Annotated in this window: 11 protein-coding genes and 2 pseudogenes; 9 read left to right on the top strand and 4 right to left on the bottom strand. The window is 72.8% G+C overall.

The window, feature by feature from the left end:
• The first annotated feature begins 54 nt into the window (after positions 1-54).
• The 3 genes and pseudogenes from ABEB13_RS16015 (at position 55) to ABEB13_RS16005 (ending at position 3,624) form a co-directional block, all read left to right on the top strand.
• Positions 55-1,017, top strand: a complete 963-nt coding sequence (locus ABEB13_RS16015; protein ID WP_345706055.1) for an ABC transporter ATP-binding protein — start codon at positions 55-57, stop codon at positions 1,015-1,017.
• Positions 1,018-1,118: 101 nt separating this feature from the next.
• Positions 1,119-2,464 (top strand): annotated as a pseudogene (locus ABEB13_RS16010) (DUF445 domain-containing protein).
• 161 nt (positions 2,465-2,625) lie between these two features.
• The gene (locus ABEB13_RS16005) at positions 2,626-3,624 is read left to right on the top strand and encodes an adenosine deaminase (RefSeq protein ID WP_425559965.1); all 999 of its coding nucleotides are present in this window, start codon (positions 2,626-2,628) and stop codon (positions 3,622-3,624) included.
• A 47-nt stretch (positions 3,625-3,671) separates the two neighbouring features.
• Here the strand turns inward: ABEB13_RS16005 and ABEB13_RS16000 are convergent, their stop codons facing one another.
• Together ABEB13_RS16000 and ABEB13_RS15995 are read right to left on the bottom strand one after the other, a co-directional pair.
• A complete protein-coding gene (locus tag ABEB13_RS16000) occupies positions 3,672-4,442 on the bottom strand; it encodes a YidC/Oxa1 family membrane protein insertase (RefSeq protein WP_345706053.1) in 771 nt (256 codons plus the stop codon).
• 174 nt (positions 4,443-4,616) lie between these two features.
• A complete protein-coding gene (locus ABEB13_RS15995) occupies positions 4,617-4,913 on the bottom strand; it encodes a DUF6412 domain-containing protein (RefSeq protein ID WP_345706052.1) in 297 nt (98 codons plus the stop codon).
• Between the two features lie 332 nt (positions 4,914-5,245).
• On the opposite strand from ABEB13_RS15995, the gene ABEB13_RS15990 reads away from it, so the two are divergent.
• The 4 genes from ABEB13_RS15990 to ABEB13_RS15975 all read left to right on the top strand — a co-directional run bounded on the left by ABEB13_RS15990 (position 5,246) and on the right by ABEB13_RS15975 (position 9,021).
• A complete protein-coding gene (locus ABEB13_RS15990) occupies positions 5,246-5,623 on the top strand; it encodes a hypothetical protein (RefSeq protein WP_345706051.1) in 378 nt (125 codons plus the stop codon).
• On the top strand, positions 5,620-5,850 hold the full coding sequence (locus tag ABEB13_RS15985) for a hypothetical protein (protein WP_345706050.1): 231 nt from the start codon (positions 5,620-5,622) through the stop codon (positions 5,848-5,850). Before ABEB13_RS15990 ends, ABEB13_RS15985 begins: the two co-directional genes overlap by 4 nt.
• A 34-nt stretch (positions 5,851-5,884) precedes the next feature.
• On the top strand, positions 5,885-7,468 hold the full coding sequence (locus ABEB13_RS15980) for a WXG100 family type VII secretion target (protein WP_345706049.1): 1,584 nt from the start codon (positions 5,885-5,887) through the stop codon (positions 7,466-7,468).
• 134 nt (positions 7,469-7,602) lie between these two features.
• Entirely contained in the window at positions 7,603-9,021 is a 1,419-nt protein-coding gene (locus ABEB13_RS15975; RefSeq protein WP_345706048.1) for a S8 family serine peptidase, read from the top strand.
• A gap of 73 nt (positions 9,022-9,094) precedes the next feature.
• On the opposite strand, the gene ABEB13_RS15970 is transcribed toward ABEB13_RS15975, so the two are convergent.
• Complete coding sequence (locus tag ABEB13_RS15970; protein WP_345706047.1) at positions 9,095-10,165, bottom strand: Gfo/Idh/MocA family oxidoreductase; 1,071 nt, start codon at positions 10,163-10,165, stop codon at positions 9,095-9,097.
• A gap of 36 nt (positions 10,166-10,201) precedes the next feature.
• The gene (locus ABEB13_RS15965) at positions 10,202-11,206 is read right to left on the bottom strand and encodes a lytic polysaccharide monooxygenase auxiliary activity family 9 protein (RefSeq protein ID WP_345706046.1); all 1,005 of its coding nucleotides are present in this window, start codon (positions 11,204-11,206) and stop codon (positions 10,202-10,204) included.
• Positions 11,207-11,616: 410 nt separating this feature from the next.
• Here ABEB13_RS15965 and ABEB13_RS15960 point away from each other — a divergent pair.
• Both ABEB13_RS15960 and ABEB13_RS15955 read left to right on the top strand, forming a co-directional pair.
• A pseudogene (locus tag ABEB13_RS15960) lies at positions 11,617-12,395 on the top strand (HAD-IIA family hydrolase).
• A 218-nt stretch (positions 12,396-12,613) separates the two neighbouring features.
• On the top strand, positions 12,614-13,768 hold the full coding sequence (locus tag ABEB13_RS15955) for a low temperature requirement protein A (RefSeq protein ID WP_345706045.1): 1,155 nt from the start codon (positions 12,614-12,616) through the stop codon (positions 13,766-13,768).
• Positions 13,769-13,861 lie beyond the last annotated feature (93 nt).

Below are 13,861 nucleotides of genomic sequence, written 5' to 3'. Positions count from 1 at the left end.
CGTCACTCGTCATCCCGTCACCCCGTCACCACCCCGGAGAGAAGGAGCCCTGCCATGTCCCCGCTCATCGAACTCGACGACGTCCGCCGCACCTTCACCGTCCGTGCCAGGACCGGCCGGTTCCGCCGCGAACGCCGCGAGGTCACCGCCGTCGACGGCCTGACCTTCACCATCGACGCCGGTCAGTGCGTCGGCTACATCGGCCCCAACGGCGCCGGCAAATCGACCACCGTCAAGATGCTCACCGGCATCCTGGTGCCCACCGGCGGCCGGCTCCGCGTCGCCGGCGTCGACCCCGCCCGCGACCGCGTCCACCTCGCCCGCCGGATCGGGGTCGTCTTCGGCCAGCGGACCACCCTCTGGTGGGACCTGCCGCTGCGCGACTCCTACGAACTCGCCCGCCGCATCTACCGCATCCCGGACGCCCGCTACCGGGCCAACCTCGACCGGTGCGTCGAGCTGCTCGACCTCGGCGGCCTGCTCGACACCCCCGTCCGGCAGCTCTCGCTCGGCCAGCGGATGCGCGGCGACCTCGCCGCCGCCCTGCTGCACGACCCGAGGGTGCTCTACCTCGACGAACCCACCATCGGCCTCGACGTCGTCAGCAAGGCCAGAGTCCGGCAGTTCCTGCGCGAGGTCAACACGGCGGAGGGCACCACCGTCCTGCTCACCACCCACGACCTGACCGACATCGAACAGCTCTGCGACCGCGTCATGGTCATCGACCACGGCCGGGTCGTCCACGACGGCGACCTCGACGGACTGCACGCCACCGGCGAGAGCGAACGCACCCTGGTCGTCGACCTGGCCGTGCCCGCCCCGCCGATCGAGGTGCCGGGCGCGCGCACCGTCAAGGTCGACGGACCCCGCCAGTGGCTGGCCTTCCCCAGCCGGGACAGCGCCGCGCCGATCGTCGCCGCGATCGCCGCCCGCTACCCGCTCGCCGACCTCTCCGTCCGCGAGCCCGCCATCGAGGACGTGATCGCCCGGATGTACGCGGGTGCCTCCATCGGCTGACCCCCACCCGGCCGTCCGCCCACCGGGTGCCCGCCGGACGCCCCGACACGGGATCAGCGGGGGGCACGTGACAGCCGGGCGCCGCGGGGCAGACTGTCCGGGTGAGCGTCGAACAGAGCACCGGGACGGACCCCGGACCGCGGAGCGGCACGCCGGGCGGGGCCGGCGGCCCCGCCCGCGGCACCGGCGTCAGCTTCACCGAGGCCGACGAACGCAAGCGGCAGGGCGTTCGGCGGATGAAGACCATCGCGACCGGCCTGCTGGCCTTCGCCACCGTCGTGTTCGCCCTGGCCACCTGGGCGGACGCGGCGGGTGCGGGCGCCTGGGCCGGCTACGTCGCGGCGGCCGCCGAGGCCGGCATGGTCGGCGCCCTCGCCGACTGGTTCGCCGTCACCGCCCTCTTCCGCCGGCCGTTCGGCCTCCCCATCCCGCACACCGCGATCATCCCCACCAAGAAGGACGTCTTCGGCAAGTCGCTCGGCGACTTCGTCGGAGACAACTTCCTCTCCCCGTCGGTCGTCCGCGCCCGGCTCGACGCGATCGGTGTGGCCCGCCGGCTCGGCGAGTGGCTCGCCGCGCCCGGCAGCGCCGAACGCGTCACCCGGGAGGCCGCGGCCGCCCTCCGCGGCGTGATAGCCGTGCTCCGCGACGAGGACGTCCAGGCCGTCGTCGCCGAAGCCGTCACCCGGCGCGCCGCCGCCACCCCGTCGCCGAGCCCGCCGGACGGCTGCTCGGCAAGGTCGTCGCCGACGGCGGCCACCACGGTGTCGTCGACCTGCTCGCCGTCCGGGTCCACCACTGGCTCACCGAGCACCACGAGGACATCGTCCAGCGGGTCACCCAGAAGACCCCCGGCTGGACCCCGAAGTTCATCGACCACCAGGTCGGCGAGCGCGTCTACAAGGAACTGATGCGCTTCGTCACCGACATCCGCGACGACCCCGAGCACCCCGCCCGCGGCGCCGTCGACAACTTCCTCGCCGACTTCGCCGCCGAGCTCCAGCACGACCCCGAGACCATCGCCCGCGTCGAGCGCGCCAAGGCCGACCTGCTCCAGCGCCAGGAGGTGCAGGACCTCATCGCCTCCTCCTGGGCCGCCGTGCGGACCCTCGTCCTCGGCGCCGCCGAGGACGAGAACAGCGAACTGCGCCGCCGCCTGCGCGACGGCCTGCGCAGCTTCGGGGCCCGCCTCGCCACCGACACCCGCCTCCAGGCCAAGGCCGACGGCTGGCTCCAGGACGCCGCCGCCTACGTCGTCGACACCTACCGGGAGGAGATCACCGCCCTGATCTCCGACACCGTGGCAGGCTGGGACGCCGACGACGCCTCGCGCAAGATCGAGGCCAACGTGGGCCGCGACCTGCAGTTCATCCGGATCAACGGCACCGTGGTCGGCGCTGCCGCCGGACTGCTGATCCACACCGTCGCGCTGGCGCTGGGCGGGTGATCCCCGGTGCCGCGGCGGCGCAGCGCGGGGCGAGCCGCCCCGCGGGCGTCCCGGGCGCGGCCCAGCGGCTTGGATAGCATGCGAGGTCTACGCGAGTTGACAAGGGAGTAGCGGTGGCTGAGGGCACGGGCAAGAGCGGGATCGAGGCGTTCATCGCCGGGATGCCGAAGGCGGAACTGCACGTCCACCACGTGGGCTCGGCCTCACCCCGGGTGGTGGCCGAGCTGGCCGCCCGGCACGAGGGCCGCACCAAGGTGCCGGCCGACCCGGCCGCGCTCGCCGAGTACTTCACCTTCACCGACTTCGCGCACTTCATCGAGGTGTACCTGAGCGTCGTCGACCTGATCCGCGACGCGGAGGACGTCCGGGCCCTCACCTACGGCGTCGCCGAGGACATGGCCCGCCAGCAGATCCGCTACGCCGAGCTGACCATCACCCCCTACTCGTCGACCCGCCGCGGCATCCCCGACGGCGCGTTCATGGAGGCCATCGAGGACGCCCGGCACGCCGCCGAGAAGGAACTCGGCGTCGTCCTGCGCTGGTGCTTCGACATCCCCGGCGAGGCCGGCCTCGAAGCCGCCGAGGAGACCGCCCGCCTCGCCGTCGACCTGGCCCCCGAGGGCCTGGTCAGCTTCGGCCTCGGCGGCCCGGAGATCGGCGTGCCCCGCCCCCAGTTCAAGCCCTACTTCGACCGGGCCCGCGCCGTCGGCCTGCGCAGCGTCCCGCACGCCGGTGAGACCACCGGCCCCGAGACCGTCTGGGACGCGCTGCGGGTCCTCGGCGCCGAACGGATCGGCCACGGCACCCAGGCGGTCAAGGACCCGGCGCTGCTCGACCACCTCGGCGAGCACCGCATCCCGCTGGAGGTCTGCCCCACCTCCAACATCGCGACCCGCGCCGTCGAGCGGATGGAGGACCACCCGATCCGGCAGATGGTCGACGCGGGGCTGCTGGTCACCGTCAACAGCGACGACCCGCCGATGTTCGGCACCGATCTCAACACCGAGTACGCCGTCGCCGCCCGCCTGCTCGGCCTGGACGAGACCGGCGTCGCCGCGCTGGCGAAGAACGCCGTCGAGGCGTCCTTCCTGGACCCGGCCGGCAAGACCCGGCTCGACGGCGAGATCGACGCGTACCTCGCCGCCTGGCCGGGCCGCTGACCGCTGCTGCCGACTGCTGCCGCTCCCGCCGCCCGCGCCGTTATGGGTCAGGCGGCGGGGGTCAGGCGGCGGTGGTCAGGCGGTCGTGGCGACCGGCCGCACCGGGGCGGCGCCGCCCGGCGTCTCCCGGTGCAGCCAGGCCCGCTCGGCCGCCGTCCAGGCGGTGGTGGTGAGCAGGTAGAGGCCCGCCGCGAGCGGGACGAATGCCGCGAACAGCACCGTGCCGAACGACAGGTACGGCAGCAGCGCGCCCCCGGCACCCGGACGGGTGCCCCGGCGGGGGCGGAGCCCGCGGACGGTGCCGGGCTGCCGCCGGCGGCAGCCCGGCGCGCCCGCCGGAAGCCGGCGTAGCCGACCGCGGCCAGCGCCGCGTACAGCCCCGCGAAGACCACGAGCTGCGCCGGCCCGTGCGCGTCGCCGACGTGCAGCCCGAGCGGGACTCCGGCCAGGGTGTGGCCGAGCAGATCGTTCGGGGTGGTGAAGAGCCGGTACATCACCGAGAAGAACGGGATCTGCACCAGCATCGGCAGGATCCCGGCCAGCGGCGAGGTCCGCTCGGCCCGGTACAGCTCGGCGAGCGCCGCCCGGAGCTTCTCCGGGCGGCCCTTGTGGGTGCGCTGGAGCTCCGCGACGCGTGGGGCCAGCCGCAGCCGGGCCTTCTCCCCGCGGGCCGCCGCCCGGGCCAGCGGATGCAGGGCCAGCCGGACGGCCACGGTGAACAGGACCACGGCGAGCGCGGTGGGGACGGCCTGGGCGAGCGCGGAGACCGCGTCGTGGGCCAGGCGGACGGCAGGGTCGAGCACGGCGAACAGGGACATGGGGGAGCGGACCCTCCGGGGCCTCGTCGAAACGGTGGACGGCGAAGGGCGGCCGGGCGTGGACGAGCGCGGACGGGGCGTCCCTGGCCCACCCGGCGGCAGGCGCCGGGGCGCGTGCAGCAGCACGGGCCGGCGGCCGGGCGGGGGAAGGTCGGGACGGGTGCGTGCGCGTCGCTACGCGGCGGCCGCCGGGGCCGCCCCGGGCGCCCTGGGACGCCGGCGGCCCCGGGCGTCCGGATCCCGCTGCGGGAGGAAGGCCGTACCGAACGCCTGCCTGCGCAGCACACCGTCCCGGACGGCGGCCGGAGCGCGTGCCCCGAGCAGCCGTGCGGCGGCGAGCGTGCCCGCCACGGCGCCCGCGACGAGGACCAGGGCGGCCGCCGCGGCAACGGTGGTCAGTGCCCCGGGACCGAGCAGCAGGTCCCCGGTCAGCAGCCGGACGAGGGCGAGCAGCAGTGCGGTCACGGACATGCTCTCGGCCTCCTCGGGCGTGCCAACGGTCTGTCGCCATCGATGGTACGTGACCGGAGAAGTGACCGGGAGGCGTCCGGGGAAGCCTCCGGGAGGGCCCGTTGTTGTGTGTGCGAGGTGACAGGTACGTACCGATACCGGCCCCTCGACGGAGGGCCCCTGACGGGCAGTCGGCGATGGGCGCTATGTTACGGGTGGCGGTTGCTGTCGTCGGTCGGCGGCGCGACCGGCCGCATACGCAGGAATGCCCCGTCCGCGGGGTACGGGAGATGAGTAGTGGAGACACGGCGGGCCGCGGCGGGCCGGTCGTGCACGGGGGAGGTTGATCGACTGTGAACGAGGCAGCAGCCGGTGGCGGCGGTGGTGGCGGCGGGACGTCCGGCATCTTCTACAACGTCGTCTCCACGGTGACGGCGGCGCAGACCGCGGCGATGGTCGCGCAGTCCCAGGCGCTCACCGGGCAGGTCGGCGCGCAGGCCGTCAAGGTCGAGGTCGAGAACCTGCAGACGTTCAAGAACAAGGTCGACGCACTGCTCGCCGACCTCGACGGCTCGCCCGCGAGCCACGGCCAGGTCTCCCAGCAGCAGCTGCAGTCCTGGCAGCTCGGCCAGAACTTCGGCCAGGCAGGCGACCTGCTCAGCGCGTACAACACCGTGCACGCCAATCTCGAACAGCTGTCCAAGACGCTCTCCTCCAGATCGAGGCGATGAGCGCCAGCATCGACATGGCGGCCAAGGGCTACGACAACGCCGACGAGGAGCAGCGCACCAAGTTCCAGACGATCCTCAACCAGGCAGGGGACCAGGCGAGCCAGCCCCCGGCCGGATCGGTGCGCTCCCAGGCCGCCGGCGGCGGCTCCTACGCCCAGCCGGTGGCGTACACGGCGTCGAACCCGGCGCCGGCCGCGGGCAGCACCTCGCAGCAGACCAGCTACTGATGATCACTCCGGCTTCGGAGAGGGGGAACGAACAATGGCCGTAGAGAAGCGCTTCGTCCGCATCAACCACGGGACGATCGGATGCACCAACTTCGGCGACACCAGCCACGAGGAACTCGTGGGCATGGTCGAGCAGGCGGACCCGGTGGCCGTCATGCAGGTCGGCCAGCGACTGCTGCTCGCCGCCCAGAAGATGGACGAGATCAGCAACGACCTGCACGCCCACATGAGCGGGCTCGACTGGCAGGGTGACGCCGCCGACAGCTTCAAGGGCTGGGGCGGCAAGGTCTCCCAGTCGACGATGGACCTCGCCTCGTACTCGCGCAACGCGGGTCAGTACATGGCCTCCGCGGGCGAGACGCTCAGCGAGGTCAAGTCGGGCATGCCCGAGGTCCCGACCTCGGACATCGAGACCGTCCAGCGTTACGAGGGCCAGCCGAACAAGACCCTCAAGGTCGCCGGCGGCGTCCTGGGCGTCGTCGCGGGCCCCGTCGGCATGCTCGGCGGCTACATGGGCGCCGACAAGGTCGCCGACGTGGTCGACCCCAACTGGGTCTCCGAGAGCGAGTACAAGGCTGCCCAGCAGCGCGTCACCCAGGCCCACCAGGACGCCGTCCAGCAGATGACCAAGCTGGGCCAGTCCTACGACGAGTCGGTCTCCCGCCTCGGCTCGGCCCAGCCGCCGGTCTTCCCGCCCCCGCCGGGTGCTAGGGAAAAGTACGGTAGCGAAGACGTGTCGGTCGGTGGCGGCACTGGCGGTACCGGCGGCGGGGCCGCCGGGAGCGGCAGCTACCGGCCGAACCCGACGCCGTACAGCCCGCCGTCGGCGCCGAACTACTCGCCGCCGTCGTCCACGCATCCCGCGCCGGTCAGCCCGGGGCCCGTCCCGGCGCCTGTTCCGGTTCCTGGTGGGCATGGGCCCAGCACCGGCATCGACCACCTGCCGACGTCCCCGACCCTGCCTAACCCGTCCGGCCCCGGCGCGACCCTGCCGGGCCCGGGTGGCGGTGGCGGCCTCGGCGGTGGCGGGCCGCTCGGTGGCGGTGGCGGCGGTCTCGGCGGCGGTGGCCTCGGCGGTGGAGGCGGCATGATCGGCGGCCTCCCCGGTGGGCTCGGCGGTGGCGGTGGGCTCGGTGGAGGCCGTGGCACCACCAGTGCCGGCGGCGCCGGTCGATCCGGAGGTACGGGCTCCGGTGGAGCTGCCGGAGCGGGCGGTCGGTCCGGCGGTGCTGCGGGAACGGCCGCAGGCCAGGCGGGCAAGGCCGGTGCGCCGGGTTCCGGCAACATGCCGCATCTCGGTGGCATGGGCGGCGGCGCCAAGGGCGGCGCCGGCGGCTCGCGCGCCGGTGGTGGCCTGGTCGGTCGCTCCGGAGGAGCGGTCGGCGGGCGCCGTGGTCCTGCAGCGGGTGGCGAGTTCACCCAGGGCGGTACCGGTCTGCGCGGCCGTGCCGAACGCGGTGCCGACGGACGCTCGGGGCAGGGTGGCATGGGCGGCGCCCACGGCGGCGCGGCCGGAAAGAAGGACAAGAACAACCGCAACCGCCCCGACTACCTGGTCGAGGACGAGGACACCTGGACATCCGGTACGGGGCAGGTCAACCCGGGCGTGATTGAGTAGGACTCAGGTCGATTGCCCGGCCACAGGAACGCACCCGTGGCCGGGCACGTCTGTGTAATGGGAACAACGCCGAGGTGAGGGAGAGTGTGATGCGGCGAACGGGCACGGGAGTACGGGGGCGGCGGTTCGCGGCGTTGCTGGCGACGGTGGTTGTAGGTGTCGGTGTATCTGCTGCACCGGCCTTCGGCGTTGACTCCATTCGTGAGCAGCAGTGGCATTTGGATGCCATGCATGCTCCCGATATGTGGCAGACGACCACAGGGGCCGGGATCACAGTGGCCGTCATCGACAGTGGGGTCAAGTCCGATGTGCCGGACCTTCAGGGACAGGTGCTCGCAGGTGAGGACCTCAGCGGTCTGACTGGCGGAGTGACCACCGATCCTGTGGGGCACGGGACAGGTATCTCGACCGAGATCGCCGGAACCGGCAAGGGGCTTGGTGGCAAGGGAGCTTTTGGGTTGGCTCCCGGGGTCAAGATCTTCCCAATAAAGATCAACACCAGGGCTGACGGGGCGACCTATATCGAGCAGATGAATCGAGCCATTGCTCTTGCTGCCGATCGGGGAGCGAAGATCATCAATCTCTCCCAGGGCATCAATGCGCGCGGACTGAGCAAAGCGGAGGTCGACGGCCTGAAGTCGGCTGTCGATCATGCCAACTCGCGAGGCAGTCTGGTCTTCGCAGCGGTAGGCAACAGCGGAGACTCGGGTAATGAGCTCGACTATCCAGCAGGCATGCCGGGAGTCGTCGGTGTGGCGGCCACCGGGCGGGACGGCAAGGCCACGGCAGAGTCCGAGCACGGTTCCCAGGTTGCGCTGTCAGCACCTGGAGTGGACATCTACACCGCGTGCACAGGTCCTTCAGGCTACTGCAAGACGCACGGCACGTCGGATTCCTCTGCGCTGGCTTCCGCCTCCGCTGCTCTGCTCTGGTCCCTGCACCCGGACTGGACCAACAATCAGGTCCTGCGCGTCCTGATCAACACCGCCAGCAGTCCTCAGGAGCGCAGCGACTTCGTCGGCTACGGCGCCGTCCGTCCGCGAATCGCGCTGACGACTCCCGGGGACCCGGGCCCGGCGGACGTCTTTCCCCTGGCTCAGGCGGCGGCGCCGTCGAGTGCGGCCACGCCCACCACCGGCACTGGCGGGCAGACTCCCTCGCAGGCGGTTCCGCCCACCGGGTCGCAGCCGGCGGCGGGGTCGTCCTCCTCCGGGGGCGGGTCGAGCATGGGGCTGATCCTCGGTGGCGTCGGTGTGCTCGTCGTGGTGGCCGTGATCGTGATCGTGCTGGTCTCGCGGCGCAACCGTTCGGCCTCGCCGGCGCCCGTCGCCGGTGCCGTTCCCGGCGGATACCCGGGAGCGCCGCAGCAGCAGCCGTACCCGGGCGGCTTCCCCGGTCAGCAGCCGCCCCAGCAGGCCTACGGGCAGCCGCAGGCGCCCTATGGCCAGCAGCCTCCGTACGGTCAGCAGCCGCCGGTCCAGGGCGGGTTCCCGCCCCAGCCGCCGCAGGGGACGCCGCCGCAGTCGGGCGGCAACAACCCGTACGCCCGCTGACCAGCAACCACTCCGAGGGGCCGACCGCGTTCGCGTGGTCGGCCCCTTGGCGTTCTGCGGGGTGTCCGGTGGGTCAGCCGATCCGGGCGACGGTGCCGGTGGCGGCGGAGCCGCGGGCGGCTTCGAGGACGGCGAGGGTGGCGACGGCGTCGCGCGGGTCGACGGGTGGCGGGGCGCCGGTGGCGAGCGATGCGGCGATGCCTGCGTAGAAGGCGGGGTAGTCGCCCGGTTCGGTGGGGGTGCGCTCGGCGGCGTCGTCGGTGCCGAGGGTGCCGTACGCGATCGGGTCGTCGGCGCCCCAGGGGCGGCCGTCGTCCGGGCGGCGGCCCGCCCTGAGGTCCTCCTCCTGCGGGTCCATCCCGAATTTGACGTAGCCCGCGGTGTCGCCGAGGACGCGCAGGCGTGGGCCGCCGAGCGGGGCGAGGGCGCTGGTCCACAGGTGGGAGCGGACGCCGGACTCATGGGCGAGGGCGATGAAAGCGTCGTCGTCGACGGCCGCGCCGTCCCGGAGGGTCTCGATCTCCGCGTACACGGTCTCGGCGGGGCCGAAGAGGGTGAGGGCCTGGTCGACGAGGTGGCTGCCGAGGTCGTACAGCGTGCCGCCGATCTCGGCGGGGTCGGCGAGCTCGCGCCAGCCCGCCTTCGGCTTGGGACGGAACCGTTCGAACCGGGACTCGAAGCGGTGCACCCGGCCGAGGGCGCCGCCCTCGACGAGGCGGCGGGCGGTGAGGAAGTCGCCGTCCCAGCGCCGGTTCTGGAAGACGGACAGCAGGGTTCCGGAGCGTTCGGCGAGGTCGCACAGTGCGGCCGCCTCGGCGGCGGTGCCGGCCAGCGGCTTGTCGACGACGACGGCGAGGCCGGCCTCGATCGCGGCCTTCGCGAGCGGGACGTGCGTGCGGTTGGGGGAGGCGACGACGACGAGGTCCAGGTCGTCGGCACTGTCCAGGAGCTGCTCGGGGGTGTCGAGGGGCTGGGCGCCGGGGTGTGCTCGGCGCAGCTGGTCGCGGCGGTCCGGGTTGGCGGTGACCACCGCGGCCAGCTGCAGTCCTGGGGTGGTGGCGATCAGCGGGGCGTGGAAGGCGGAGCCGGCCAGGCCGTAGCCGATCAGGCCGACGCGGAACGGGGCGCGGGGCTCGGAGCTCATGCCTCCACTCAACCACGGCCCGCGTCGGCCCACGGGTCAGCGCGTGTGGGCCGCCCGGGTGCGGCGGCGGTGCAGGACGGCGATCACGGCGCCGGACAGCAGGAAGGCTGTCCCGACCGCGGCGAGCAGACCGGTGGCGCGGTCGGTGCCGGTCTGCGCGAGCTGCGCTGCGGCGGGTGCGGTCGCCGGTGCCGCGGCCGCCACGGCGGCGGGGTTCGTCGCCGCGCCGGTGGACCGTGCCGCCGTGGACGCTTTGTCGCCGCTGCCCGCAGGGCCGGTGGTGGCGGTACCCGCGCCGCCGGCCTGGGCGGCGGCGGGTGAGGCGTCGTGCACGTGCTGGACCCCGCTGCCGGCCGCCGGCAGGGCCGCCGTGCCGGCGGTGCTGCCGCTGCCGTCGAAGACCACGTCGGAGCAGGAGTAGAAGGCCTCGGGGCTGTCCGAGCGCTGCCAGATGGCGTAGATCAGCTGGCGGCCGGTCAGCCCGGCGGGGATCCGGCCCGGCAGGACGTACTGGCCGTCGACCAGCTGCGGGTCGGTGACGGTCAGGAACGGCGTCGACTCCAGGTTGGACCAGCCCAGTGGCGACGACGGCTTGTACGTCCGGTTGGTGACGTACAGCCGGAAGGTGCCGCGGTGGGGTGCGGTGGCCCGGAACCGGAAGGTGAAGCCGGAGCCGGCCGTGAGGTTGGTGGCCGGCCAGTCGGCCCGCGGCAGGTCCAGGCCCGCGAACTCGGTGTTGTCGGCGCTGCACAGCCGGCCGTCCGGGATCAGCTGCTGGTGGTGGCCGTCGGCGTTGCCGATCCGGACGCCGTTCCAGTCGTACATCGCCTGGGTGCCGCCGAGGGCGATGGCGGCGGTGCAGGCGGCCGACTTCGGGTGCTCCGGGCCCTCCAGGTAGCAGCCCTCGACGCGGCTGAGCGGGTTCTGCATCGAACCGTGCGCGGCGGCGGTGCCGGAGCCGAGCGTGCCGGAGAGCACGAAGCCGGACAGGATGCCGGCGACGGTGGTGACCCTTCGGCGGGCGATCGGGCGAGCGGGCATGAGGGCTGCTCCTCGGGGGTGACGGTGGCGCTGTGCCTGCACGCTAGCCTTGGTGTGCAAGGAAGTTGAGGCTCGCCCGGTGCCGTTAGGGGCGGCTTAAGGAGAGCTTGAGGAGCGGCCGGGTGCGGCCAGGCGGGCCGGGCCGGCACGGTGGCGGCCGGGTCGGCGGGCCTGGCCGTACAGGAGGGCGCGGAGGCCGGGAGAACCCCGAACAGGAGCGTGCGAGTCCGCTGGGCGGGACGTACTGCCGTTGGGGCAGGTGTGCGGATTAGGCTGGTGCCGTTGGGGCAGCCGGCAGGACCCCCACACGTCGCGGCACGGCCCGGTCCGGCCCCGGGCGGAGGGGTGCAGTTCAAGTACGACCCTCGCACGACCTGGTACGACCTGGTACGACCTCGGGAGAAACGCACGTGGCAGACCGCAAGCCCATCGAGTCCTGGCTGACCGACATGGACGGTGTCCTCATCCATGAGGGCACGCCGATCCCCGGCGCCGAGGAGTTCCTCCGGCGTCTGCGCGCATCCGGCAAGCCGTTCCTGGTGCTCACCAACAACTCCATCTACACCCCCGCGACCTCAGCGCCCGGCTCGCCGGGATGGGGCTGGAGGTGCCGGAGGAGTGCATCTGGACCTCCGCCCTGGCCACCGCCAAGTTCCTGAAGAGCCAGCGGCCCGGCGGCACGGCCTACGTGATCGGCGAGGCCGGCCTGACCACCGCGCTCTACCAGGCGGGTTACATCCTGACCGACAAGGATCCGGACTACGTCGTCCTCGGCGAGACCCGCACCTACAGCTTCGAGGCGCTGACCAAGGCGATCAGGCTGATCAACGCCGGTGCCCGGTTCATCTGCACCAACCCGGACGAGACCGGTCCGTCGCCCGAGGGCGTGCTGCCGGCCACCGGCTCGGTCGCGGCTCTGATCACCAAGGCGACGGGCGTCGAGCCCTACTTCGTCGGCAAGCCGAACCCGCTGATGATGCGCGAGGCGCTCAACACCGCCGGCGCCCACTCGGAGACCGCCGCGATGATCGGCGACCGGATGGACACCGACGTGGTCTCGGGCATGGAGGCCGGCATGGAGACCATCCTCGTGCTGACCGGGCTCACCGCCCCGGCCGACGTGGAGCGCTTCCCGTACCGGCCGACCCGCGTGGTCAAGTCGATCGCCGATCTGATCGACGAGATCTGACGCCTTCCGCAGCCGGACGTGCGGCGCCCCGGTCGACGGCCCTGCTGCCGGCCGGCCGGGTGCGCCGCACGTCCGATGGCCTCCAGCACCCGGTCGTGCGGTGCAGCAGCGGGGTTCACCGGTGCGGTGCGGTGCGCTCGTGAAGTTCAATTGTGCAGTTCATTTGTGTAGTGCAGTTGTGCAGTGCAGTCAGTCGGTGCCGTTCTTGGGGAGGACCGGTGACGGACACGTTGCCGCAGGAGAAGCGGGTCACCTGGGCGGAGCTCTACTTCGACCTGGTCTTCGTCTTCGCCGTGACGCAGGTGTCGCAACTGCTGCACCACCACCACGACGCGGCGGGGATCGGACAGGCCCTGGTGGCCTTCGCGCCGGTCTACTGGTGCTGGGTCGGCACCACCGTTCAGGCCAACATCCGTGACGTGGACAGCCCTCGCGACCGCATCGGCATCTTCGCCGTCGGCCTCGGCGGCCTGTTCATGGCCCTCGCCCTGCCGGGCGCCTACGGGGCGCGTGGCGTGCTCTTCGGCGCTGGGTACTGGGGTGCCCGGCTGGTGCTGCTGTGGCTGCTCCGGGAAGTCCCGGGCGTCTGGCGCGGCCCGTACGGGGTGGGCGCCGCGATCAGTGGCCCGGCGATGCTCGTCGGCGGCCTCCTGGACAGCCCGGCCCGTGAACTGCTCTGGGCCGTGGCCGCGTTCTGCGACCTCGCGGCCCCTCTGGTATTCCGCAGGCGGCTCGCGAACGTCACCTACCACCCCGGCCACCTGCCGGAACGCTTCGGGCTCTTCCTGCTGGTCGCCCTCGGCGAGTCCATCGTCGGCATCGGCGCACCCGTGGCGGAGGGCCGGCTGCACCCGGCCCAACTGCTCTCGGTGGCCGTCGCGTTCGTGATCTCCTGCGCGCTGTGGTGGCTCTACTTCGGCTTCGCCTCCGACGCCATGAGGTTCGCGGTGGAGACCGCGGCCTCGCGCCGCGACATGATCCGCTGGGTGTTCTCCTACGGACACCTGCTGCTGATCGCGGGCGTGATCGCGGTGGCCGTCGGCTTCGGCGAAACCGTGGCCCAACCGGGCCGGGCCCTCGGCATCGGCACCCTCGGACTGCTGTACGGAGGCTGCGCGCTCTATCTGCTGTCCTTCAGCTACACCCGACGGATGATGTTCGGAACGATCTCCCCGACCAGACTTGCCGCCGCCGTCGCGGTGCTGCTGCTCCTGCCGCTCATGGTGCGGCTGCCCGCACTTGCCGCGCTGGCCGTCCTCGCCGTGGTCATGGTGGCCCTCAACGTCACGGAACACGTGCGGGTCCGCAGGGCCCAGGCACGGGAGGGCGGGCCCGTCGGGTCTGACCAGTGCCTCGCCCCGGAGTTGCGCTGACCCGGGGATGCTTCGGCCGGGTGCCGTCATCGGTCGGTCCGTCGGTGTTCCGTCGGTGCGAGCTGTCGGTCCGGGTGTGTAGCGTTCAGGTCG

The organism is Kitasatospora paranensis, assembly GCF_039544005.1.
GTDB classification, from domain to species: domain Bacteria; phylum Actinomycetota; class Actinomycetes; order Streptomycetales; family Streptomycetaceae; genus Kitasatospora; species Kitasatospora paranensis.
This window is presented reverse-complemented; position numbering and strand designations above follow the sequence as displayed.